This window comes from Streptomyces sp. NRRL S-646, from assembly GCF_000720765.1.
In the GTDB taxonomy this organism is placed as follows: domain Bacteria; phylum Actinomycetota; class Actinomycetes; order Streptomycetales; family Streptomycetaceae; genus Streptomyces.
The window spans coordinates 1-23,950 of the sequence record NZ_JODC01000029.1 but is presented as its reverse complement, the minus strand read 5'-3'; the positions used below and the strand labels follow the sequence as shown (position 1 = coordinate 23,950).

Sequence of the window (23,950 nt, the reverse complement as noted above, 5' to 3'; positions counted from 1 at the left end):
CTACTGCTCTTCCTTCGCGGTCTTCGTGATCGACTGCGTGACCTGCTCGGGGGACTTGGAGCCGGCGATGAGCGCGGCGACGCTGTCGTTGACCTCCTGGCCGACGGCGGGGGCGTACGCCTGGTCGAGGAAGAGCTGGAAGCCGGTGGCGGCCTTCAGCTGTGCCTGTACGGCTTCGGGGTTGGGGTCGGACATGGCGCTCTCCGCGCCCTGGACGACCGGGAGGGTGCCGGTCTTCTTGACCAGTTCCATGTCGGTGGCCTTGGAGGCGAAGAACTTCAGGAAGTCGACGGCCGCCTGCGGTGCGCCCTTGCGCAGGGCGTGTCCGCCGCCTCCGCCGAACACCTCGGTGATGGCGCCCTTTCCGCCCTCGACCGCGGGGAACGGGAAGAAGCCGAGGTTCTTGCCGAGCCCCTTGCCGGCGTCGGCCTGCACGCTCGGGGCCCACTGGCCCATCAGCTCCATGGCCGCCTTGCCGTTGCCGACGGTCGCGGCCTCTCCGGTGGGCGTGGAGTAGGCGGCGCCGAGGAAGCCCTTCTGGAACGGCTGGAGTTGGACCAGGTCCTTGAGGTGCTGCCCCGCCTGGACGAACCCGGGGGCGGTGAAGTCCTTGTCGTCGCTGGCCTTCTGCAGCGCGTCGATGCCCGCGGTGCGCATCGAGAGATAGGCCCAGTAGTACATGCCGGGCCACTTCTCCTTGCCCGCGAGGGCGAGCGGCGTGATGCCCTTGGCCTTCAACTTCCGCACGGCGTCGAGGAAGCCGTTCCAGGTGGTCGGGGGCGTGCTGATGCCGGCCTGCTTGAAGAGCGCCTTGTTGTACCAGAAGCCGACCATGCCGATGTCGAACGGGATCGCGTACGTCTTGTCGTCGAGGATGTACGGCTTCTTGGCGACCGGCAGCAGGGCGTCGGCCCACGGCTTGGTCCTGTCGGAGAGGTCCTCGACGAGCCCGGCGTCGACCTGCTGCTTGAGGACCCCGCCGCCCCATGTGTGGAAGATGTCGGGGAGCTTCCCGGAGGCGGTCAGCGCCGTCATCTTCGACTTGTAGGCGTCGTTCTCCAGCTGGACGATCTTTATCTTCACCTTGGGGTTCTGGGCCTCGAACTTCTTGGCCAGACCGGCCCATACGGTCTTGGCGGGTTCGGTGGTGGAGATGTTCCACCACTCGACGGTGGTCGTCCCGTCCGACGACCCTCCGTCCGAGTCTCCGCCGCATCCGCTCAGTGCCGTCATGCCCACACCGGCCGCGGCGGAGGCCGCCAGGAAGCCGCGGCGGGACAGTGCCCGGTCGCCCATAATGCGCTCCTTGGGTAGGGACGGCGCGTCCACGACCGTCCGCTGGACCGAAAGTTTCGGAGATGATCCAGAAAGCTGCGTTGTTGCCGCACCCTAGAGACAGCTCCCAAACGGTGGCAACCCCTTGTACGCGGTGAATCTGCGGAGAACGTGCACGCCATCGCGGCTCGTTGCTCTCAACCACATACGCTTCACACCAAGCAGGGTGCGAAACATTCGGCGGAACGGGCGAACATTACGAAACAACCAGGACCGTTCAGTGCCCGGTTCACACCGTTCGGCGATACGCGCGTCCACCGGCCGCAAAAAGGAACGCGGAGGTGGGCACACCAGCTTCGAACCCCGACACGATCGCCGCCCCCGGCCCGCTCGGTCTCGGCGCCTTCGCCATGACGACGTTCGCCCTCAGTGTCTTCAACGCAGACCTGATCATCGACAAGAAACTGGTCGCGGTGGTCCTCCCCCTCGCATCGCACTCTTCTACGGCGGACTTGCTCAACTGCTGGCCGGCATGTGGAGGTTCGCAAGGGCAACACCTTCGGCGCGACCGCGTTCTCCTCCTTCGGAGCCCTCTGGCTCGCGTACGCCGCCTACGCGAAGTTCGTCGCGGGCACCCTGACGGCGCATCACCGCACAGCGCTCAGCCGCAGTTACTGCCGCCGGTCCGCGGAACGCGGCCGTACCCCCGTCATCAGGATGTCAAGGCCGCGCCGCGTCGTCGCCAGGACGACACGGTCGCCCGGCCGCAGGATCCGCCCCTGCGCGGGACGCCAGTCGAAGCCCGTCCGGCCGGGATGCAGCCCGGTGAGGCCGTCCTCGGCCTCCGACGCGGGGAGCGGCCCGGCGGCGGCCCCGACGGCCAGCACACGCCATTCGTTCTCCCGGAACGCCTCGTGCACGGAGCGCCCCTCCAGCTCAGGATGCCCGGCCACGTCCACGCAGGTGAACAGCAGCGAGCCCCGCTCCACCGGCATCACCCCCAGCACATGGCGGCCCATCATCGCGGCGGCGAACGAGGGCGCAGCCAGCGCGGAAACGCTTCTGCTCCGGGTGAGGGCGTCCGGGTAGGAGGCGCGCAGCGTGCGCTGGACGGTGGCTGCGAACGCGTCGTCGTACAGGCGCGTCACCACCCGCACGGCGGGGTTGGTCTCCCGCACGGCCATGACGATGTCGAGGTTCTGGCCGTCGTCGCGGGTGAGGACGAGCAGCGAGCCGCTCTGCCGGACGCGGGCCAGTTCGAGCACACCGGGGGCCGTGGCGTCCTCCAGGATCAGCGGAGTGCCGAGCTGGCGGGCGAGGGCGACGCCGCGGGCGTGCGGGTCGCGTTCGATGGCCACCACCTGGTGGTCGGTGGCGCGCAGCCGGTCCAGCACCCGGGTGCCGACCATCCCCAGCCCGACCAGCACGATGTGGCCGTTCACGCCGTCGTCGGGCGGATGACTCGCCGAGGCGGTGCGGAAGGCCTCGGTGGCGTTCATGGTCGCGGCGACCACGAGCGGGAGTACGGCCAACCCCACGAAACCGGCCAGGAGTTGGAGGACTCGCCGGGCCACCGACTCCTCGGTGGCCGGGTCGCCCATGGTGAAGATGTCCAGCAGCGGCAGATAGAAGTTCTTCCACCACGGATGCTCGTCGGCGAAGAGCGCGGTGGCGGTCGCCAGCGCGAGGACAACCGCCGTCAACGCCCCGTAGACGGCCGCGAGTTGGTGGGACAGGAAGACCTTCCACGGCAGGTGTGCGAGCCGTGCCCGAAGCCACCGTCGGGGGTGCGGGCGCCGCGCGCGGGCGGTCGCTTCGGACGCGTGGTGGGTCACCTCCTCCAGCATCAGCCGGCCGTGCGTGAACTGCCGGTGGTGGGCGGTCCGGGTGTCGGGCAGCAGCTGGGTGCCCTCCTCGCCGGGCGTCTCCGCGCTGTCCTGGCTGGCCGGGTCGTCCTGGTGGGCGCCGGACAGGACGGCCAGAGTGGCCAGGTCGGTGACGTTCGACGGGGACCCTGCGGGCCGTACGACACCGCGGAACACCTTGCCCTCGACCTGGAGGGTGTGGCCGTGGCCCAGAGCGGCGGCCGCCACGAGCTCCGGTACGGCGGTGTCGGCATCGGAGAGCACCGTGGTGGAGGTGTCCTGGGCGAGGTCGTCGCACAGTCCCGCCGCCCGGTCCAGCAGCCGCTCCAGATGGCGGCCGCGTTCGCGGTTGAACATACGGACGACCAGCCGCACCGAGGGGTTGATGGTCCGGGCGAGCAGCGCCGCGGTCATGTTGACCTGGTCGTCCCGGTAGGTCAGGGCGAGCGCGGCGGCCCGCTCGACACCCGCCGCCCGCAGGGCCCGCTCGTCGGGCCGGACGGAGACGTGCAGCTCGACCGGGGAGTGCGGGTCCTCGTGCAGCGCGGCGATCTCCGCGCCGCGCTCGTCGCTGGCGGACGGCAGCACGACGGTGACGATCTCCCCGCACACGGCGTCCAGTTCGACGGCGAGCCGGTGCGCGAGAGCGTCGTCGCCGCAGATCACCATGTGCTGCGATCTCTGGCCGGGGGGTATGCGGATGGGGAGAGTCGATGTCACATCAGGCAGAACGCCGCAGCTCGCGAGGGCAGTTCCGGCGGGAGGCCGCCCGGGATCCAAGAGTTTGCCAAGAACATGCCAACAACATCCGCCCCCGACGCCGCACCGACCCGGGTCAGCCGCCACGGTCCAGGTCAGCCGCCACAGCCCACGTCAAGAGCGTTGACACTGCCTTGACGTGCGCGGGGCGGACAGGCTGAAAGCGGTGTGCCGGGAAGTCTGGTCGGCCGGGAGCCACGCTGGCTCCCGTGAAAGCCCCAGGGGGAAGGCATGCGCAGCGTCGGCACGGTACTCGCACTGGTCGTACTGGCCACCGTGGTGGCCACCTTCGCGCACCGTCGGCGCATCCCCGCACCGTCCCTGCCGGTCGTCGCCGGCCTCGCCGTGGCCCTGTTGCCGGGCACCCCCGAGATCGAGACCAGCCCCGAGATCATCGGCCTGGTCGTACTGCCCCCGCTGCTGTACGCGAGCGCGGAGGATTTGTCCTGGCGGCATCCGTCCCATGAACTGGCGGGTCCCGATGGTGCTGACCTGGGCGGGCACCCGGGGCGTCGTCCCCCTGGCCGCGGCGGTCTCCATCCCGGAGACCACGAAAAGTGGCGCGGCGCCCGCGGACCGCCCCCCGGTACTGGTCCTGACCACCTCGGTCGTGGTCGTCACCCTCGTCGTCCAGGGCTTCACCCTGGCCCCCGTGGTCCGGCGCTCCGGCATCGCCCTCGAACCCGACCACACGGAGCGCGAGGAGGCCGCGGCCCGCTGCCGCCTCGCCGACGCGGGCATCCGGCGCCTGACGGAACTCTCCGAGCTGGAGGCCGTCCCCGAGGTCGTTCTCGACCGCCTCCGCCGCGGCCTCACCGCCCGCCTCGACGACGCCCGCGACCGCCTCACAGACCCCACCGGCCAAAGCGCCCCCGCCGACCTGGTCTACCGCCAGCTGCGCCGCGACCTCATCGCCTTCGAGGCAGTGGAGCTGCAGCGCCTGTACGACGAACACGCCATCAGCAACACGACGCGCAGGAGGCTCCAGCAGTCGTTGGATCTGGAGGAAGTCCGCCTCACGGACATCTGAGCCACGACGGCCCCACCCATGACCAGCACCCCACCCACCACCGACCGTTCCTCCCGCACCGAGTCCGCGAACTGCCGCCGATTGATGTCCGTCGCCTCCACACGCGCCATGACGCTGGGTATCCGGTCGCGATCGTCAGGCCTCCTCCCTCAGAAGGCCCAATCGACCGCCAACTGTCCCATAAGGCCCCTTCCTGGGCGCCACTCCAGCCGAGCAGCGAGTCTTAACGGAAGCTTGACGCCGTCACCCCCCTCATCCGTGGGCCCATGCGTCACTCTCCGCTTACGCTGGTGCCGCCGTCCGCGTGATGGCCGGAATCCACACGCTGAGCCGCACATCAGGAGCACGCCGATGGCCACGACCGAGCACCCGCCTCCCAGTCGCCTGCGCGCCTGGATGCTGGAGGGCCTGTCCGACATGGGCAAGGGCGTCCAGCAGGCGCCGCACGCCCAGCCGGAGCCCGCACACAAGGGGCAGCGCTGGTACCGCGTGATGTGCCTGACCGGCGTCGACTACTTCTCGACACTCGGCTACCAGCCCGGTATCGCCGCCCTGGCCGCCGGCCTGCTGTCACCGGTGGCGACCGTCGTCCTCGTGATCGTGACGCTCGCCGGCGCGCTGCCGGTCTACCGCCGGGTGGCCGAGGAGAGCCCGCGCGGCGAAGGTTCGATCGCGATGCTGGAGCGGCTGCTGTCCTTCTGGAAGGGCAAGCTGTTCGTCCTGACCCTGCTCGGTTTCGCCGCCACCGACTTCCTGATCACCATCACGCTGTCGGCGGCGGACGCGTCGACCCACCTGGTCGAGAACCCGCATCTGCAGAACACGCTGCACGGCCAGCAGATGTTGATCACCCTGATCCTGGTGGCACTGCTGGGGGCGGTGTTCCTCAAGGGCTTCCTGGAGGCGATCGGAGTCGCGGTCGCCCTGGTGGTGGTCTATCTCGGGCTCAACGTGGTCGTCGTGGCCGTCGGCTTCTGGCACGTCCTCACCGCGGGCCACCTGGTCACCGACTGGACCAGCGCCCTGACCACGGAACACGGCAACATCTTCGCCATGATCGGCGTCTCCCTGCTGGTCTTCCCCAAGCTCGCGCTCGGCCTCTCCGGCTTCGAGACCGGCGTCGCGGTCATGCCACACGTCCAGGGCGACCCGGACGACACCGATGAGAATCCCAAGGGCCGCATCCGCGACACTAAGAAGCTCCTCACGGCCGCCGCCCTGATCATGAGCGTGTTCCTGATCGCGACGAGCTTCATCACCACCGTGCTGATCCCGGAGAAGGAGTTCAAGTCCGGCGGCCAGGCCAACGGACGCGCCCTCGCCTACCTCTCGCACGAATACCTGGGCAACGCCTTCGGCACGGTCTACGACGTCTCGACCATCGCGATCCTGTGGTTCGCCGGCGCCTCCGCCATGGCCGGCCTGCTCAACCTGATGCCCCGCTATCTGCCCCGCTACGGCATGGCACCGCACTGGGCCCGTGCCGTGCGCCCGATGGTGATCGTCTTCACCCTGATCGGCTTCCTGGTCACCTGGATCTTCGACGCCGACGTCGACGCCCAGGGCGGCGCGTACGCCACCGGCGTCCTGGTCCTGATGTCCTCGGCCGCGATCGCGGTGACCATCGCCGCCCGCCGCGCGCAGCAACGGAACTGGACCATCGGCTTCGCCACCGTCTCGGCGGTCCTGCTCTACGTCACCGTGGCAAACGTCATCGAGCGCCCGGACGGCGTCAAGATCGGCGCCTGCTTCATCGCCGGCATCATCCTGGTCTCCCTGCTGTCCCGACTGGCCCGGGCCTTCGAGCTGCGCGTGACCAGCGTGAGCCTGGACGACATGGCGGAACGTTTCATCCGCGATATGTCCAGCCGCAAGATCCGCTTCATCGCCAACGAACCCGACAAACGGGACAAGGCCGAGTACCGCGACAAGATCGAGCAGATCCAGAACGACAACGACATCCCCGGCGAGGACTTCGTCTTCGTCGAGGTCACGGTCATCGACCCCTCCGAGTTCGAGGCGGGCCTGACGGTGCGCGGCGAGGTCCTGCACAACCGCTACCGGGTGCTGACCCTGGAGTCCTCCTCCATCCCGAACGCGCTGGCTGCCCTGCTCCTGCACGTCCGCGACTCCACCAAGTGCACCCCGCACATCTACTTCGAGTGGACCGAGGGAAACCCCTTCGCCAACTTCCTGCGCTTCTTCCTCTTCGGCCAGGGCGAGGTCGCCCCGGTCACCCGAGAGGTCCTGCGCGAGGCAGAACCTGACCGGGCCCGCAGGCCACGCGTCCACACGGGCTGAACAAGGCTTCCCTGTACAGCTCCGCCGCGGAGGCGCCCTGAAGGGGCGCGGGGCTGTATCGATGTGCGGCTCCGCCGCGGGGCGCGCCCAGCCACGACGGCACGGCAGACGATCGACGGCTGATCGAGGCAGATCGAGCCCGCGGCGGAGCCGCACATCGGCGCACCCCCGGAGCACACCGACGAACGGACGCCCTCGTCGCCGTGCTCCAACGAACTCTCGGCCACCGCATCGAGGACGAGACCGCACAGGCGGTGCTCAGGGCTTCGGGGCTCTCCTGAGGAAACCGCGCCGCTGCGGACGTACCACCAGTTGACCGAAGTTCATACGGCCGTGAATCTCGACGCGCAGTTCCACGGGCACGCCCGGGCCGGCCGCCGAACGGTTCTTGACGCCCCCGTACTTGAGCACCAAGCAGTCGGTGTCCACCACGACGCCCGGCCGGGTCAGCAGCTTCAGTGCGCCTCCGCGCAGGTCCACTTCGATGTGCAGGGTGTCGTGCGCAATCACCGCGTCGGTGAAGTCGAGCGTCACCTCGCCCCACTCCGAGTCGATCTCCAGCCGCCGCGGCACCACCCAGCCGTCACCGCGCCGGGCGGAAGCGCCGCGTTGCTCGATGCGGTCGACATCCTTGCCGGCGACCTCCGAGGCCGATTCCGGCAGGTCCACCGTGAGAACGGCGAGTTCGCCCAGCGTGCGGGCGGTCAAGGCCGCCTCCACCCGCTCGTCCAGCTCCTCCGCGGTCAGCCGACCGTCCCCGGCCGCGACGCGCAGCACCTCCACGACCCGGTCCCGGTCCGCATGCGAGGCCCTCAGATCGAGCGGCACCCCACCACTGCGTGAAAGCTCAGCCGACATACCCACACCCCCGAATCCGCGACACCGGACTAACGCTATATCGCGTTATACCCAACGCTCAACCCCACGTCCGCCAGGGCTCGTTCCCGGCCCTATCGTGACCGCATGCAGAGCTACACCATCGGCCAGGCAGCACGACTGCTCGGCGTGAGCCCCGACACCGCACGCCGCTGGGCGGACGCCGGCCGGGTCGCGACCCATCGCGACGAGGGCGGCCGACGGCTGATCGACGGCCGGGACCTGGCCGCCTTCTCCGTCGAACTCGCCAAGGCGGGCAGCGCCGAGGAGGAGACCCCCTACACCTCGGTCCGCAACGCCTTCCCCGGCATCGTCACCGCGATCAAACTCGGCGACGTGGCGGCCCAGGTCGAGATCCAGGCAGGCCCCCACCGCCTGGTCTCACTGCTGACCCGGGAGGCCGTGGAGGAGCTCGGCCTCGAGGTCGGCATGGAGGCCACCGCACGCGTGAAGTCGACCAACGTGCACATCGACCGCACCTGACCCCGAACGACTCCCGCACGGCGCCGTTCCGGCGCATCGGACCCGCAGGCCCTGCAGGCAGCCGGTGCAGCATCCGCAGCGCTGCCGGCCCTGACCGCACCGTGACCGTCTTTGCCGCGGCACGAAGGCAACCTTCAGCTTCCGCGGCACAGACAGCCTCGCCGCGGGCATCACCGGCGGCGACAAGGCCTCCTCCCGGACAACCGCCCTACGCACCCTCGCCGGCCTCACTCCACTCACCGACGGCCACCCTCCACCTACGGCACCGAGTTGGCCCGTACACCCCGCGAGTCGCGTCCCTTCGGCGTCGTCTTCCAGGACCACCTGCCCTTTCCTCACCTCACCGCTCTGGGCAACGTGGTCTCGGCCCCGCTGCCGGGAGCCACGAAGGCCGAATCCCCAACCGCGGCCGCCGAGTGGCTGACCCGCGTGGGCCTCGCCGACCACGCCGTCGCCAAGCCCCGCCACCTCTCCGGCGGCCAGTCCCAGCGCGTCGCCCTCGCCCGCGCCCCGGCGGCCAACCCCCGCTTCGACGTACGGGCCCGACTCCGCCGCCACCTGGCCTAGTTCGAGGGAGTCGCGCTCCTCGTCACACACCATCCACTAGACGCCATGGCGCCGGCCGACCGCCTGGTAGGCATCGAGGACGGTGTGGCCTTCCGCCTGGCCCTTGTCCCGGTTGAGGCCGACCGGCTGGGCGATATAGGCCGTACGGGGGGGTGGCGGGCGATGTTGGAGGGGGTGCCCTCCAGGACGACACGGCCCGGCGTTCGCGGCGTACCCGCCGAGCGGGTGCCAAGGTGACGCAGAAACGCGCATACCCGTCATAACACCCCACTGGGTCTACGGTGGGCCCGGGCACGAAGCCCTCAATCCCCCACCCCCTGCGAGGCGTTCCCCATGAGCCCCATGAGCCTGAGCATCCGCAACCAGATCCCTGGGACGGTCACCGCCATCACCCCGGGCGAGGTCATGGCCACCGTCAAGGTCCGCCTCACCGGCGGCCAGGACATCACCGCGGCGATCACCCTCGAGTCCGTCGAGGAACTCGGCCTGGCCGCGGGCACCGCCGTACGCGCCCTGGTGAAGTCGACGGAGGTCTCCCTGGCCACCGCCCCGGTCGAGGGCCTGTCCATCCGCAACCAGCTGCCGGGCACGGTCACCGAGGTGACCACGGGCGGCGCGATGGCCTCCGTGAAGGTCGCCGTGGACGGCGGCGAACTGACCTCGGCGATCACCAGGGACGCCGTCACGGACCTCGCCCTGAGCAGCGGCACACCCGTCGTAGCCCTGATCAAGTCGACGGAGATCTCACTCGCGACGGCGTAACGGGAAAGGGCCCCGCCGAAGCGGGGCCCTCCTCGTCGACCACTGCCTCAGTCGTCGTACGCGTCCAGCGGCGGGCACGAGCACACCAGGTTCCGGTCACCGAAGGCCTGGTCGATCCGGCGCACCGGCGGCCAGTACTTGTCGGCGGCCGACACCCCGGCCGGGAAGACGGCCTCCTCACGCGAGTACGCGTGCTCCCACTCCCCACCGAGCGCGGATGCGGTGTGCGGCGCGCCGCGGAGCGGGTTGTCCTCGGCCGGCCACTCGCCCGCCCCGACCCTCTCGATCTCCGCACGGATGGCGATCATCGCCTCGCAGAACCGGTCCAGCTCGATCAGGTCCTCGGACTCGGTCGGCTCGATCATCAGCGTGCCGGCCACCGGGAAGGACATCGTCGGCGCGTGGAAGCCGTAGTCGATGAGCCGCTTGGCGACGTCGTCGACGCTCACGCCGGTCGCCTTGGTCAGCGGTCGCAGATCGATGATGCACTCGTGCGCGACGAGCCCGCCCGGACCGGTGTAGAGCACGGGGTAGTGCGGCTCCAGCCGCTTGGCGATGTAGTTGGCGCTCAGCACGGCCACCTGCGTGGCCCGCTTCAGCCCCTCGCCGCCCATGAGCCGGACGTACGCCCAGGAGATCGGCAGGATGCCCGCGGAACCCCAGGGAGCCGCAGAGATCGGCCCGACCCCCGTCGCCGGTCCAGCGGCCGGCTGCATCGGGTGGTTCGGCAGATACGGCGCCAGGTGCGCCCGCACACCGACCGGCCCGACACCCGGCCCGCCGCCGCCGTGCGGGATGCAGAACGTCTTGTGCAGGTTGAGGTGCGAGACGTCACCGCCGAAATGCCCGGGCTTGGCCAGCCCCACCAGGGCGTTGAGGTTGGCGCCGTCGACGTACACCTGCCCGCCCGCCTCGTGCACCTGCGCGCAGATGTCGGCGACATGCTCCTCGAACACACCGTGCGTGGAGGGGTACGTGATCATCAGCACCGCCAGCTCCTCGCGGTACTGCTCGATCTTCGCCCGCAGGTCCTCGACGTCGATCTCGCCGTCCTCGGCGGTCTTCACGACGACGACCTTCATCCCGGCCATCACGGCACTGGCGGCGTTCGTACCGTGCGCGGACGACGGAATCAGACACACGGTCCGCTGCTCGTCCCCGTTGGCCCGGTGATATCCGCGTACGGCGAGCAGTCCGGCCAGCTCGCCCTGCGATCCGGCGTTGGGCTGCAGGGACACCTTGTCGTAGCCGGTGACCTCGGCGAGCCGCTCCTCCAGCTCACGGATGAGAGTGAGATAGCCCTGCGCCTGCTCGGCGGGCGCGAAGGGGTGCAGCTGCCCGAACTCCGGCCAGGTGACCGGCTCCATCTCGGTGGTCGCGTTGAGCTTCATGGTGCAGGAGCCCAGCGGGATCATGCCCCGGTCGAGCGCGTAGTCACGATCGGCGAGCCTGCGCAGATAGCGCAGCATCGCAGTCTCGGAGCGGTGCTCCTGGAAGACCGGGTGGGTCAGGTAGTCGTCGGTGCGCAGCAGACCGGCGGGCAGGGAGTCCTCGGTCGCCGCGTCCAGCGCCTCGATGTCGCCCTCGACCCCGAACGCGGTCCACACGGCGCCCAGTTGGGCCCGCGCGGTGGTCTCGTCACAGGCGATCGACACATGGTCGGCGTCGACGAGGTGAAGGTTGACGCCGTTCTCCCGCGCGGCGGCCACCGCGTCGGCGGCGCGGCCCGGCACCCGCACGGTGACCGTGTCGAAGTAGGAGCCGTGCACGACCTCGACACCACCGGCCTCGAGCCCCGCGGCAAGGATCGTGGCGTACCGGTGGGTGCGCCGCGCGATCGCCTTGAGCCCCTCCGGCCCGTGGTACACGGCGTACATCCCCGCCATGACGGCGAGCAGCACCTGGGCCGTGCAGATGTTGCTGGTGGCCTTCTCCCGCCGGATGTGCTGCTCACGGGTCTGCAGCGCGAGCCGGTAGGCCTTGTGCCCGTCGGCATCCACGGACACACCCACGAGCCGTCCGGGCAGGCTGCGCGCGAACTTCTCGTGCACCGCCATGTAGCCCGCGTGCGGCCCGCCGAAGCCCATCGGCACACCGAAGCGCTGGGTGGTCCCGACCGCGATGTCCGCGCCGAGCTCCCCGGGCGACTTCAGCAGCGTCAGCGCGAGCAGATCGGCGGCGACGGTGACGAGCGCACCGAGCTCGTGCGCCTGGTCGATGAGCGGCTTGATGTCGCGTACGACGCCGGAGGCGCCGGGGTACTGGACGAGCACGCCGTTGATCTCACGCCCGGCGACCTCGGCCGGAATGCCGTCGCTGAGGTCGGCGACCACGACCTCCACACCGGTCGGCTCGGCACGGGTCTGGATCACGGCGATCGTCTGCGGCAGCACGTCCGCGTCGATCAGGAACAAGCCCTTCTTGTTCCTGCCCATGCGCCGGGACAGCGCCATGGCCTCGGCGGCGGCCGTTCCCTCGTCGAGCAGCGAGGCCCCGGAGGTGGGCAGCCCGGTCAGATCGGCGACCATGGTCTGGAAATTGAGCAGGGCCTCGAGCCGCCCCTGCGAGATCTCGGGCTGGTAGGGCGTGTAGGCCGTGTACCAGGCGGGATTCTCCATCACATTGCGCAGGATGACGGGCGGGGTGAAGGTCCCGTAGTACCCGAGACCGATCATGGAGTCGAGCACCTGGTTCCGGTCGGCGAGCGACCGCAGCTCGGCCAGCACCTCGGCCTCGGTGCGCGCACCCGGGAGCTCCAGCGCATCCGAGTTCTTGATCACATCCGGCACCGCGGCGGCCGTGAGCTCGTCCAGCGAGCCGTATCCGACTTGCGCGAGCATCTTGGCCCGTGCCTCGTGATCGGGCCCGATATGGCGCTGCTCGAACGGGATCCCCTGTTCGAGCTCGGAGAGCGGAATGCGATGGGCGGTCATTGCGGAGGCCTCCTGGTCTGACACGACCTTCGAGGGGCACCACGGCGCGGGTACCCGGACGGCCTCCCCCTCTGTCATCTCAACCTGAGAGCTTCACCGGACATCCCGAGGGCGCCCGGCTTTCACCGTCGGTGAGAGCGGAAGCCGTTGACACCCGCCCTGCTTTCCAGAGTGACCTCGTCCGCGCGGTACGTGAGCCTGAGAGATTCCGGGGAGGATTTGCTCCTTCGGCGCCTCCGATGGTGTCTGGAGGACTCTCCCGCACGGGGTCAGCAGCCGCTGTCAGCCTACCAGCGAGCACAACGACCGATCCTTCGAGTGGCCGCCATCTCCAATGTGCTCTTTTGTAGTGCTTACGAATGAGTTGCGACCAAGTGGAGGGCCCGTGCAGACCGACATCGATCCGCGCAACCTGATCGGCCGCAAGGCGTTCGACCGCAACGGCACCAAGCTCGGCACCATCGACGAGGTCTACCTCGACGACGCGACCGGTGTGCCGGAGTGGGCGGCCATACGAACCGGCCTGTTCTCCCGGGACGCGTTTGTTCCCCTGGAGCCCAGCGAACTGATCGAGGGCACTCTCCACGTCCCCTTCGACCGGTCCCTCATCAAGGACGCCCCCGACTTCGGCGTCGGCCGCCACCTCTCCCCCGAACAGGAACTCCAGCTCTACCACCACTACGGTCTCGACATCGCCGCTCCCCCCTCCTTCCCGGACCACGACTTCGGCAAGCTCGCGGGCACGGAGGACGCGGACGCCTAGCCCACCCGCCGCACCGCGCCCGGCCCCCGCGCGGACCGGCACCGTCCCGGGTCAGGCGCCGACCCCATGCACGGGAGCCCCGGGTCTCCCTGCCACCAGCGGCAACGGATCCGCCGGCTCCAGCTCAGGGTCATCGGTCCGAAACGTGCGCACCCGCCCCGGCTCCGAATCCGGTGTCTCGAACCGCACGGTCACCCGCCCGAGCCCACTTCCCTGCACCCACCCGTGCCCGAACTCGGCATGCCGCACATCGTGCCCCGCGGGCCACCGCCGCTCGACAACCACCTGCTGCTCGTCCACGGGCTCCTCGTCCGCCTCGTCCGCCGAATGTTCCGCGCCTTCCCCCGCCGCCTGCGCGAACAGATCTTCCTGCGTGTAGTCGGCCAGCCCGCTCACCCCGACCCCCAGCAGCCGCACACCCCCCGTCGTGTCCACCGAATCCAGCAGCCGGGCGGCAGCCTCCCGCACCACCGCCGGATCGTCCGTGGGCCCGCGCAGCGTCTCGGAACGAGTCAGCGTCGAGAAGTCGTAGCGCCGCACCTTCAGCACGATGGTCCGCCCCGAAAGACCCGCCCCCCGCAACCGCCGCACACACCGGTCGGCCAACCGCTGCACCTCCAGCCCCACCCTCACCCGGTCGTGAATGTCCACGTCGTACGTGTCCTCCACCGACACCGACTTGGCCTCCCGCTCTGCCACCACAGGCCGGTCGTCGTGCACCAGCGCCATGGCGTACAAGGCGTGCCCATGGGCCTTGCCCAGCAGCCGGACGAGCTCGTCCTCACCGGCTTCGGCGATCTCATCGACCGTGGTGATGCCGGCCCGCCGCAGATGGTCCCCCGTGGCCGGCCCCACCCCTGGCAGCATCCGCACCGACATCGGTCCGAGCTTGGCCCGCTCCGTCCCGGGCTGGATCAGCACCAGCCCGTTCGGCTTGGCCTCCTCGGAGGCGATCTTCGCGAGCATCTTGCAGGCGGCAAGCCCCACGGACCCGGTGAGCCCCGTATCCGCCCGTATGTCGGCGCGCAGCTTCTCCCCCACCAGCCGCGCCGACGCGGCGTCCCAGGCCGCCTCCCCGGCCTCCAGGTCCACGAACGCCTCATCCAGGCTCAACGGCTCCACCAGCGGCGACAGCGAGTGCAGCAGCTCCATGACCTGCTCGCTGATCGACCGGTAGAACCCGAAGCGCGGCACCAGATACGCGGCGTTCGGTGCCAGCCGCCGCGCCTGCGCCATCGGCATCGCCGACCGCACCCCGAAGACCCGCGCCTCGTACGAAGCGGTGGCGACCACCCCGCGCGGCCCGAGCCCGCCCACGATCACGGCTTTCCCGCGCAGACTCGGCTTGGATGCCTGCTCCGCCGAGGCGTAGAAGGCATCCATGTCGAGATGCAGGATCGTGGGCGCGTTTCTCACATCTCCGATGCTGCCCTACGCCACTGACAATGCCGTCCTGAGATCGCCGAAGCGCTCTGAGAGGCCGCAGGGGACGGGGTCAGACGGCCCGGTTCCGCCGTCGCGCCAGCTCGTCCGCCGGGTTGTGCCCGACCAGGGTCTCGCCGGTGTCGATCCGCTCGCCGTGCAGCTGCGAGAGCGCACTGTCGACGTCCCGCCACACCACACCGACGGCGATCCCGAAGATCCCCTGGCCGCCCTGGAGCAGCGCGTGGACCTCGTCGGGCGAGGTGCACTCGTAGACCGTGGCACCGTCGCTCATCAGCGTCATGCGCTCCAGGTCCCGGAAGCCCTGCTCACGCAGGTGCACCACCGCGGTACGGATGTTCTGCAGCGAGACACCGGTGTCCAGGAACCGCTTGACGATCTTGAGGACCACGACGTCCCGGAAGCTGTACAGCCGCTGCGTGCCCGACCCGTAGGCGGGCCGCACGCTCGGCTCGACGAGCCCGGTACGGGCCCAGTAGTCCAGTTGCCGGTAGGTGATGCCGGCGGCCGCGCAGGCCGTCGGGCCGCGATAGCCGATCTGCTCGGACGCCATGGACGCCGCCCCTCCGCTGCTCGGCACGGCCGTCGGTCGCTGCGGAGCGTGATCGGCCGCGCTGCCGTGAAGCGGGTACGGACCGCTCTCCCCCGGACTGCGTTCGGGGGCACCCCCAGCCGTACCGTCGCCGCTGCTTCTCACGCCGACCTCCGTCCTTGACCTGCCATCTCGACGGTAGGCAGTCACCAGGGGTGCGTCAACGATCGCCACACTCGGCACGCCGAGTGATAATCACCCTAAGAGTGGTTTCCCGCACCCCACCGCGGGGAAAGGCTAGCCGAATGCGCTCGGAGGGGGCCGCAGGACGCTCTCACTCGCCGTTGGCATTTGCCGGCATTCGAGCCGTGACGGGCCGCGAACCGGCCCGCTGCGGAGTCCGACTCCGCCGGGCCGCCCACGCCTCACTGACTGCTTGTCCCGAAGTCCTCCGGCGAGATCTGGTCGAGGAACTCGCGGAACTTCTCCACCTCGTCCTCCTGCTCATCCGGAATCGCGATGCCTGCGTCGTCGAGCACCCCGTCGCTGCCGTAGATCGGCGTTCCGGTGCGCAGGGCCAGCGCTATGGCGTCGGAAGGACGGGCACTGACTTCGACCCCGCTGGCGAAGACCAGCTCCGCATAGAAGACGCCCTCACGCAGATCCGTGATGCGTACTTCGGTCAGCTCCTGACCGACGGCCTCCAGCACGTCCTTGAACAGGTCGTGGGTCAGCGGTCGTGCGGGGGCCATGCCCTGCTGGGCGAAGGCAATGGCAGTCGCCTCCCCGGGCCCGATCCAGATGGGGAGGTAACGGTCGCCTCCCACTTCACGCAGGAGCACGATCGGTTGGTTGGAGGGCATTTCGACCCGGACACCTACGACATCGAGCTCGTTCACACAGCAACCCTAGGACCTGCCCGGGACGTTTGGGTAGTCGAGCCGAGAACGGGAGGCCGATCCGGCCGCCGCGGACGCGCCGGAGTCAGGGCAGCCGCACACCGAGCGCGGTCTGCACGAGGGCGGCGTGCAGCTTCACCGTGAGCGCCGCCAGCTCCTTCGTACGCGCCTGGGCATGCGCCCTGGTCTGCGGATTGCGGTGGCGCTTCAGCGGGGCCACCACCTGGTCCACGAGCCCGGCCTCACGGTCGGCGGCGGCCTTCATGGCCCTCAGGTGCCGCGGCTCGATCCCGAACCGCCCGAGCTCAACGACGAGCGACGCCACCGTCACCGTCTCCGCGTCGTATGCCCCGTCCGGCAGCGGCGCGACCAGGCCGTACGACTCCCACTCCTCGAGTTCCTGCTCGCCGATCCCGGCGGCCGCGAGCAGCTCGGCCCGCCCGATCCGAGCCGCGGTGGGCCCCTCCGACGCCTCGAGGAGAGCCTCGCCGTCCCGCTGGCGTCCCACGACGGGCAGTGGGACGGCCTCACCGCGCTCCATGGCGTCCAGATGCTCGCGGATCACCTTGAGGGGCAAATAGTGGTCCCGCTGCATCCTCAGCACGTGGCCGAGGCGCTCGACGTCGCCCGCGCTGAACTTGCGATACCCCGACGGGGTGCGCTGCGGCTCGATGAGCCCCTCCGACTCCAGGAAACGGATCTTGGAGATGGTGACTTCGGGGAACTCGTCGCGCAGCACGTTCAGCACGGTGCCAATGCTCATCAGACCGCTGTCCGTGCCGGCGGTGCCGTGCCCGGCACCGCCGCCCGGTGTTCGAAGCATGGACATTCCCTTGGGGTCCCCCCGGACGGGGTCTGGGGGAAGGGTCAGTAGCCCCGCTGGCTTGCGTAGAAGACCAGCCGGTACTTTCCGATCTGCACCTCGTCACCGTTGTTCAGAGCGACCTGGTCGATCCGCTCGCGGTTGACGTACGTGCCGTTCAGACTGCCCACGTCGGCCACCGTGAACGAGCCGTCCGCACCACGGCGGAACTCCACGTGCCGGCGCGAGACCGTCACGTCGTCCAGGAAGATGTCGCTCTGCGGATGACGCCCTGCCGTGGTCAGGTCGCCGTCCAGCAGAAAGCGGCTGCCCGAGTTCGGCCCGCGGCGCACGACCAGGAGCGCGGAGCCCAGTGGCAGCGCGTCGACGGCCGCCTGGGCCTCGGGAGAGAGCGCCGGCATCTGCGTCTGACCGGTGACCTCGGCGTCATAGGCCTCGAGGCCGGAAATCGAGATCGTGGACGTCGTCTCGGACGGTCGCTCGGGCGCGCCGCCAGCCCGCAGCGGGGCGCCACAGTTGGAGCAGAAGCGGCTGTTCTCCGCGTTGCGGTTACCGCACCTCGTACACACCAGGGCCGACATAGGGGAAAACCCTCCACCCGTACTTGAGGTTGACGGTTGCCCGAAACCTATGCCGCCGGACTGCGCAGGGTCAACAGACGGCGCGCCCTGACCTCCGGGAATGTCACCACCCGGACCAGGGACCTGGTCCCGGAACAGCGGGCGCTGACCCTCTGCGTCGGGCTGTGCGCGATGACGAGCGGTCGCGTTGTCGCTACCCTCTCGCGCGCTCTTGCCGAACAACTTCGCAAACAACTTCACGGGCGATTCCCCTTGACCGAAACAGACCCGCCCGTGGGGCAGGACGAACCCTGATTGCATACACCGGCCGACCCGGACATCCTCACAACGTCCGTATCCACCAGACAGTTTCCACCACGCACCACCCATTCGGTGCGCCGACCCCCCGCAACCTCATGCCCCCGCCGGACGTCCCCCATGCACCGCCTGTTCACTGGGAGGGCGACCGAGCGTAGTCAGGCCGCTTCGCCGCTCGCAAGGCGTCCACGACGATCTTGTTCGACCGCTCGACGGCAGCGGTGGCCTGCTCCTTCTCAAGAGTCTGCACCACGCCTCCCGGGATGTTGAGCGCCGGTTCGAGGTCCGCCGGCTTGCCGATGACCTTGAAACGGAAGGGCGCGTTGATCTTGTTCCCGTCGACGCTCACGCTCTTGCCGGAGTCGGTGAAGTAGGTGTTGGCGACGACACGCACATCGTTCACCTGGATCGCCTCCGCTCCTGCCGCACGCAGCTCCTGGATCGCATCGAGCAGCATGTCCGCCTGGACCGTCCCCTTCGTGTCCTCGATGGTCATCGTGATGCCGGGCCCCTGCGCGGCCACCGTGCCCGCCAGAATGCCGAGTTGCTTCTCCTTCTCGACGGTCTGCTTGCGGGCCTCCTCGGCCTGGTTGGAGCTGTTCTCCAGCTCGTCGCGCTGCTTCTCCAGTCCCTGCTTCTCGTCCTCAAGACGCTGTGTACGGTCGTCGAGTTCATCCAGGATGCGAACGAGATCTTCCTGACGCGCGCCGCGCAGAGCGCTGTCGCTGTTGCTGTTGGAAGCCACCTGGACGGCCAGGCCGAAGCCGAGGCCGAACAGCAGGACGGCGACGATGAGTTGGGCGCGGGTGATGCGCGGCGGCCAGAGGCCCTTCACCAGCCGCTGCCGCCCCGTGAGAGAGGGCTGCTTCTCCTCGGGAGCTGCCGTCACGTCGGGAGCTGCCGTCACGTCGGGCTCCGTCGCGGGAACCTCCTCCGGAAGTTCCTTGCGCAGCCTGTTCTCCGGCGTCTCTTCGTTGTCGCTCATCGGCCTCACGCCCGGAACACGTGCCGGCGGATCGCCGCGGCGTTGGAGAAGATGCGGATCCCGAGGACCACGACGACACCGGTGGACAGCTGGGCGCCCACACCCAACTTGTCGCCCAGGAACACGATCAACGCGGCCACGACCACGTTGGACAGGAACGACACCACGAAGACCTTGTCGTCGAAGATCCCGTCGAGCATGGCCCGCAGACCACCGAAGACGGCGTCGAGCGCCGCGACGACGGCGATCGGCAGGTAAGGCTCGACGACCGCCGGAACCTCAGGCCGGACCAACAGGCCGGCCACGACTCCCACGACGAGGCCCAGTACGGCGATCACGATGTGCCCTTCTCAGTCTTCTCGGTCTTCGGCTGTGCTGTACGTACGATCACACTCGGTGCGGCAGGCAGCCGGAGGTCGCCCTCCACGGAGATGCTGGCCCGGATGCCGTAGGTCTCCTGCAGGGCGTGCAGATAGAGCCCGTCGGCGCTGTCCTGGAACCTGCTGCTCAACTGCTTGCCGTTCCCCACGGCCAGCACCGTATAGGGAGGAACCAGCGGCTTGTTGTCGACCAGTATCGCGTCCCCCGCGGCCCTGATCGCCGAAAGCGCCGTCAACCGCTGGCCATTGATCGAAACGGCCTCGGCCCCCGACGCCCACAGCCCATTGACCACACGCTGCATGTCGCGGTCCCGCACTCGACCGGTGTCGGAGAAGTCCGAGGTCTCGCGCGGATTGCCGTTGCCGCCGCTGGTGGCTTCCTTGGCGTCGTTCACGACCAGTTTCACGCCCGGGCCGTGTACTGCGACGGCACCCGACAAAATCCCCACCAGCTCCGACTGATCTCCACTGCCGCTCTTCTCGAGGGCCTCCCGCTGGCGCGCGCTCACATCGTCGCGCAGCTTGTCGACGGAGCCCTCCAGTTTGTCCGCCGCCGTGGTCTCCCGGTCGATGCGGTTGATCAGTTCCTCGCGCTCCTTGGCGACGACAGGAGCCGCCACTCGAGCCTGTGCCGCTCCGACGGTCACGACGAGAGCCGCGAGCACCAGCCCGGCGGCCAGGCCGAGCCTGGCCTGAAGGGTCTTCGGGAGACCACCGTCACCCGCGGCCTCCTTCCTGGCGGCCGCCTCGGCGTAACCGTCGTCCAGGCTGTGATCCATGACGTTGGTGAGCAGCGACATGGAAGCATCCGGACGCGAGGGTCGCGTGGGTGTGCTCCGAACGGGGGGCTGCTGCGGCATGCCGCACATCGTCGCATGTCGCGACCACTACCTCCGAATGGCCCCACCGGCGTGCCGGACGGGCCCCCTTGGGGACACCTGTCCGACACGCGCGCGTGCTGCGTCTTTCAGCGGCCGGCGCTGTCCACGACCGCCGACCACTCGTCGAGCAGGGCCTGGGCGGAGGCGTCGTCCGGCCCCTCCGCCCACAGGTGGGTGACCGCCTCAGCCGGGTCGGGCAGCACCATCACCCAGCGCCCGTCGGTCTCCACCACCCGCACGCCGTCCGTGGTGTCCACGAAGCGGTCTCCTGCCGCCTCGACCACTCGCCGCATCACGAGTCCCTTGACGGCCCAGGGAGTCGCAAGATCCCGCTTGAGGACGTGTGCCCGCGGAATCCGGGCATCGATCTGGCTGAGCGTGAGCTGTGTCCGCGCCACCAGTCCGATCAGCCGTACGAAGGCCGCCGTACCGTCGAAGACACTGCTGAACTCGGGGACGATGAAGCCGCCCTTGCCGTCACCGCCGAAGATGGTCGAGTCGTCGCCCCCGACCCTAGTCAGGTCGTCGGGCGAAGTCGTCGTCCACTCCACCTGCGTCCCGTGGTACGCCGCGACCTGTTCGGCGATCCTCGTCGTGGTCACCGGCAGCGCCACCCGCCCACTGCGCCGCTCCGCGGCCACCAGATCCAGCATGACCAGTAGCGCGCGGTCGTCCTCGACGATCCGCCCCTTCTCGTCGACCAGCGACAAGCGCTCGCCAACCGGGTCGAACCGCACTCCGAAGGCGGCCCGCGACGACGCCACGATCTCACCGAGCCGCACCAGCCCCGAGCGCCGCACATCGGCGGACTCCGTGGGGCGCGACTCGTCGAGCCCGGGATTGATGGTCAGCGAGTCCACACCGAGCTTGCCCAACAGGCTGGGCAGGACCAGACCGGCACTGCCGTTCGACGCGTCGACGACGACCTTCAACCCGGAGTCGGTGATCCCGGTCGTGTCGACATTGCGCAACAACGAGCCGGTGTACGAATCGAAGACGCTGGCAGGAAAGTGCAGGTCGCCGATCTCCCCGGGGAACGCACGCCGGTACTCCTGTCGTGCGAACACGCGGTCCAGCTTTCGCTGGCTTCCCTGCGACAGATCGGCGCCGTTCCCGTCGAAGAACATGATGTCCACGGAGTCCGGCACCCCGGGCGTGGTCCGGATCATGATCCCGCCGGCGCTGCCCCGTGCCGTCTGCTGCCGGGCAACGGGCAGCGGTACGTTCTCCAGGTCCCGTACGTCGATGGCGCTGGCCTGCAGGGCGGAGATGACCGCCCGCTTCAGCGCACGGGCGCCCCGGGAGTGGTCGCGGGCGGTGGTGACAGTGGAGCCCTTCTTCAGAGTCGTGGCATAGGCGCCGGCCAGGCGCACGGCAAGCTCGGGCGTGATCTCCACGTTCAGGATGCCGGACACCCCACGCGCGCCGAAGAGATGCGCCTGGCCCCTGGACTCCCAGATGACCGAGGTGTTGACGAAGGCGCCGGCCTCGATGGTCTTGAACGGGTAGACCCGCACATTGCCCTGAACGATCGATTCTTCACCGATGAGACACTCATCGCCGATGACCGCACCGTCCTCGATCCGCGCGGCACGCATGATGTCGGTGTTCTTTCCGACGACGCATCCACGCAGATTGCTGTGCTGCCCCACGTACACGTTGTCGTGCACAACGGCCTTGTGCAGAAACGCACCGCTCTTCACAACGACGTTCGAGCCCACGACTGTGTGTTCACGAATTTCCGCACCGGCTTCGACCTTGGCGTAGTCGCCGATGTAGAGCGGGCCGCGCAGCACGGCGTCGGGATGCACCTCGGCACCTTCGGCCACCCACACGCCCGGGGACATCTCGAAGCCGTCGATCTCGACGTCGACCCTGCCCTCCAGGACATCGGCCTGCGCCTTCACGTAACTCTCGTGCGTACCGACGTCCTCCCAGTACCCCTCCGCGACATAGCCGTAGATCGGCTTGCCTTCCTTCATCAGCTGAGGAAAGACGTCCCCGGACCAGTCCACGGGCACATCCGGCTCGACATAGTCGAAGACCTCGGGCTCCATCACGTAGATGCCCGTGTTGACAGTGTCGGAGAAGACCTGCCCCCAGGTGGGCTTCTCGAGGAAGCGCTCGACCTTTCCTTCTTCATCGACGATCGTGATACCGAACTCCAGCGGATTCGGCACACGTGTCAGACAGACAGTGACGAGCGCACCCTTTTCCTTGTGGAAATTGATCAGCTCGGTGAGGTCGAAGTCGGTCAGGGCATCACCAGAGATGACGAGGAAGGCATCGTCCTTCAACGCCTCTTCGGCGTTCTTGACGCTCCCTGCGGTACCGAGTGGCTTCTCCTCATTGGCATAGGAGAGCTCCATTCCGAGCTCTTCGCCGTCACCGAAGTAGTTCTTGACCAATGAGGCCAGGAACTGGACAGTTACGACGGTCTCGTTCAGCCCATGCCTTTTGAGCAGCCGTAGCACGTGCTCCATGATCGGGCGGTTGACCACGGGCAGGAGCGGCTTGGGCATGCTTGAGGTCATGGGGCGAAGGCGTGTGCCTTCACCTCCGGCCATCACGACGGCCTTCATGTCGGAAGCGTCCTCCTCAAAGAGACGACGGTCTAGCCGACTTCACCCGCCCAGATTGTCCCGCACTTTTCCGCCGAGGGCCATCCGGCCGCTACGGCCGCGGCGCAATCGGCGAGGTCAATCGGCCATGGCGTCCGCACGGACGAGGCGGCGGACTTGTACTACGTAGAGGACTCCTGCCCACCAGTAGAGCGTTGTACCCCATCCGGCGAACGCCCATCCGAAAATAGCAGCGAGTGACGAGATCCATCCAGTTCCGTCACTGAGCAGGAGCAAGGGGAAGGCGTACATCAAGTTGAAGGTGGCCGCCTTCCCCAGGAAGTTCACCTGCGGCGGCGGATAGCCGTGCCTCCGGAGGATGCCCACCATCACCAGCAGTACGAGCTCGCGCGCCAGAAGTACAGCGGTCAACCAGATTGGCAGAATCTCGCGCCAGGTGAGGCCGACCAGCGTCGAGAGAATGTAGAGCCGGTCGGCCGCGGGGTCGAGCAGCCGGCCAAGACTACTGATCTGGTTCCAACGGCGCGCGAGCTTGCCGTCCAGATAGTCGCTGACGCCACTCAGAGCGAGCACCAGCAGCGCCCACGTGTCACTCTTCGGGCCTCCGAACTCAGGCCTGAGGATCAGCCACAGAAAGACCGGCACGCCGACGAGACGCGCCATGCTGAGGATGTTGGGGATGGTGAGGACCCGGTCCGTCTGGACGCGGGTCTCCTGGACCTCCACCCGGGGGCCTCCTGTGGGAAACGTGCCAACGATGCTCCCTGACCTTACCTCAACGCAAAAAAGCTCTGACTCTTGGGCTGTTGCCCAAGAGTCAGAGCTCTAAAAGGAGTTCGGCGGCGTCCTACTCTCCCACAGGGTCCCCCCTGCAGTACCATCGGCGCTGTAAGGCTTAGCTTCCGGGTTCGGAATGTAACCGGGCGTTTCCCT

At 68.7% G+C, this 23,950-nt stretch carries 19 protein-coding genes, 1 rRNA gene, 3 pseudogenes and 1 riboswitch; of the genes and pseudogenes, 7 read left to right on the top strand and 16 right to left on the bottom strand.

Annotated elements, in window-relative coordinates; genetic code table 11:
* A complete protein-coding gene (locus tag IH68_RS0144410) occupies positions 1-1,296 on the bottom strand; it encodes an extracellular solute-binding protein (protein WP_030948194.1) in 1,296 nt (431 codons plus the stop codon).
* A 513-nt stretch (positions 1,297-1,809) separates the two neighbouring features.
* On the opposite strand from IH68_RS0144410, the pseudogene IH68_RS59295 reads away from it, so the two are divergent.
* Positions 1,810-1,869: pseudogene (locus IH68_RS59295) on the top strand (hypothetical protein); the annotation flags it as partial.
* A gap of 77 nt (positions 1,870-1,946) precedes the next feature.
* Here the strand turns inward: IH68_RS59295 and IH68_RS0144405 are convergent.
* Positions 1,947-3,809: an NAD-binding protein gene (locus IH68_RS0144405; protein WP_051834041.1), complete on the bottom strand. Its 1,863-nt coding sequence runs from the start codon at positions 3,807-3,809 to the stop codon at positions 1,947-1,949.
* A 553-nt stretch (positions 3,810-4,362) separates the two neighbouring features.
* Between IH68_RS0144405 and IH68_RS50875 the strand changes: the two genes are divergently transcribed.
* Together IH68_RS50875 and IH68_RS0144395 are read left to right on the top strand one after the other, a co-directional pair.
* Complete coding sequence (locus IH68_RS50875; protein WP_051834040.1) at positions 4,363-4,929, top strand: cation:proton antiporter; 567 nt, start codon at positions 4,363-4,365, stop codon at positions 4,927-4,929.
* A gap of 351 nt (positions 4,930-5,280) precedes the next feature.
* Positions 5,281-7,230: an APC family permease gene (locus IH68_RS0144395; protein ID WP_030948188.1), complete on the top strand. Its 1,950-nt coding sequence runs from the start codon at positions 5,281-5,283 to the stop codon at positions 7,228-7,230.
* Positions 7,231-7,488: 258 nt separating this feature from the next.
* Here IH68_RS0144395 and IH68_RS0144390 read toward each other — a convergent pair whose 3' ends face one another.
* Positions 7,489-8,088 carry a DUF1707 SHOCT-like domain-containing protein gene (locus tag IH68_RS0144390; RefSeq protein WP_030948186.1) on the bottom strand — a complete coding sequence of 200 codons (600 nt, stop codon included), beginning with the start codon at positions 8,086-8,088 and terminating at the stop codon, positions 7,489-7,491.
* A gap of 105 nt (positions 8,089-8,193) precedes the next feature.
* Here IH68_RS0144390 and IH68_RS0144385 point away from each other — a divergent pair, with 105 nt between their 5' ends.
* Together IH68_RS0144385 and IH68_RS59595 are read left to right on the top strand one after the other, a co-directional pair.
* Positions 8,194-8,589: a TOBE domain-containing protein gene (locus IH68_RS0144385; RefSeq protein ID WP_030948183.1), complete on the top strand. Its 396-nt coding sequence runs from the start codon at positions 8,194-8,196 to the stop codon at positions 8,587-8,589.
* Between the two features lie 178 nt (positions 8,590-8,767).
* Positions 8,768-9,240, top strand: a pseudogene (locus tag IH68_RS59595) (ATP-binding cassette domain-containing protein); the annotation flags it as partial.
* Here the strand turns inward: IH68_RS59595 and IH68_RS58760 are convergent.
* Positions 9,235-9,353 (bottom strand): annotated as a pseudogene (locus tag IH68_RS58760) (ABC transporter ATP-binding protein); the annotation flags it as partial. The pseudogenes IH68_RS59595 and IH68_RS58760 overlap by 6 nt on opposite strands.
* A 145-nt stretch (positions 9,354-9,498) precedes the next feature.
* Between IH68_RS58760 and IH68_RS0144375 the strand changes: the two are divergent.
* Positions 9,499-9,918, top strand: coding sequence for a TOBE domain-containing protein (locus tag IH68_RS0144375; protein WP_030948181.1), 420 nt, complete (start codon positions 9,499-9,501; stop codon positions 9,916-9,918).
* A gap of 47 nt (positions 9,919-9,965) precedes the next feature.
* Here the strand turns inward: IH68_RS0144375 and gcvP are convergent, their stop codons facing one another.
* Positions 9,966-12,851 carry an aminomethyl-transferring glycine dehydrogenase gene (gene gcvP / locus IH68_RS0144370; protein WP_030948178.1) on the bottom strand — a complete coding sequence of 962 codons (2,886 nt, stop codon included), beginning with the start codon at positions 12,849-12,851 and terminating at the stop codon, positions 9,966-9,968.
* 176 nt (positions 12,852-13,027) lie between these two features.
* Positions 13,028-13,123: riboswitch (glycine riboswitch) on the bottom strand.
* Positions 13,124-13,236: 113 nt separating this feature from the next.
* On the opposite strand from gcvP, the gene IH68_RS0144365 reads away from it, so the two are divergent.
* The gene (locus IH68_RS0144365; RefSeq protein ID WP_030948175.1) at positions 13,237-13,614 is read left to right on the top strand and encodes a PRC-barrel domain-containing protein; all 378 of its coding nucleotides are present in this window, start codon (positions 13,237-13,239) and stop codon (positions 13,612-13,614) included.
* 51 nt (positions 13,615-13,665) lie between these two features.
* Here IH68_RS0144365 and IH68_RS0144360 read toward each other — a convergent pair whose 3' ends face one another.
* From IH68_RS0144360 to rrf, 11 genes are all read right to left on the bottom strand, one after another.
* On the bottom strand, positions 13,666-15,030 hold the full coding sequence (locus tag IH68_RS0144360; RefSeq protein WP_030948173.1) for a DNA polymerase IV: 1,365 nt from the start codon (positions 15,028-15,030) through the stop codon (positions 13,666-13,668).
* A 79-nt stretch (positions 15,031-15,109) separates the two neighbouring features.
* Complete coding sequence (locus IH68_RS0144355) at positions 15,110-15,754, bottom strand: MerR family transcriptional regulator (RefSeq protein ID WP_078912891.1); 645 nt, start codon at positions 15,752-15,754, stop codon at positions 15,110-15,112.
* Between the two features lie 260 nt (positions 15,755-16,014).
* Positions 16,015-16,488: a bifunctional nuclease family protein gene (locus IH68_RS0144350; RefSeq protein ID WP_004002801.1), complete on the bottom strand. Its 474-nt coding sequence runs from the start codon at positions 16,486-16,488 to the stop codon at positions 16,015-16,017.
* 85 nt (positions 16,489-16,573) lie between these two features.
* A complete protein-coding gene (locus tag IH68_RS0144345) occupies positions 16,574-17,311 on the bottom strand; it encodes a MerR family transcriptional regulator (RefSeq protein WP_030948170.1) in 738 nt (245 codons plus the stop codon).
* Positions 17,312-17,355: 44 nt separating this feature from the next.
* Complete coding sequence (locus IH68_RS54450; protein ID WP_078912890.1) at positions 17,356-18,261, bottom strand: FHA domain-containing protein; 906 nt, start codon at positions 18,259-18,261, stop codon at positions 17,356-17,358.
* Positions 18,262-18,322: 61 nt separating this feature from the next.
* A complete protein-coding gene (locus IH68_RS0144335) occupies positions 18,323-19,174 on the bottom strand; it encodes a DUF881 domain-containing protein (RefSeq protein ID WP_030948163.1) in 852 nt (283 codons plus the stop codon).
* A gap of 5 nt (positions 19,175-19,179) precedes the next feature.
* Positions 19,180-19,512 carry a small basic family protein gene (locus IH68_RS0144330; protein WP_003988855.1) on the bottom strand — a complete coding sequence of 111 codons (333 nt, stop codon included), beginning with the start codon at positions 19,510-19,512 and terminating at the stop codon, positions 19,180-19,182.
* Positions 19,509-20,414 (bottom strand): DUF881 domain-containing protein, encoded by a 906-nt coding sequence (locus tag IH68_RS0144325; protein WP_199931995.1) that lies wholly within the window; start codon positions 20,412-20,414, stop codon positions 19,509-19,511. The genes IH68_RS0144330 and IH68_RS0144325 overlap by 4 nt, the downstream gene beginning before the upstream one ends.
* A 107-nt stretch (positions 20,415-20,521) precedes the next feature.
* Positions 20,522-23,017, bottom strand: a complete 2,496-nt coding sequence (locus tag IH68_RS0144320) for a mannose-1-phosphate guanyltransferase (protein WP_030948157.1) — start codon at positions 23,015-23,017, stop codon at positions 20,522-20,524.
* Between the two features lie 117 nt (positions 23,018-23,134).
* Positions 23,135-23,743, bottom strand: coding sequence for a CDP-alcohol phosphatidyltransferase family protein (locus IH68_RS0144315; protein WP_030948155.1), 609 nt, complete (start codon positions 23,741-23,743; stop codon positions 23,135-23,137).
* A 108-nt stretch (positions 23,744-23,851) separates the two neighbouring features.
* Positions 23,852-23,950 (bottom strand): 5S ribosomal RNA (gene rrf, locus IH68_RS52155); the annotation flags it as partial.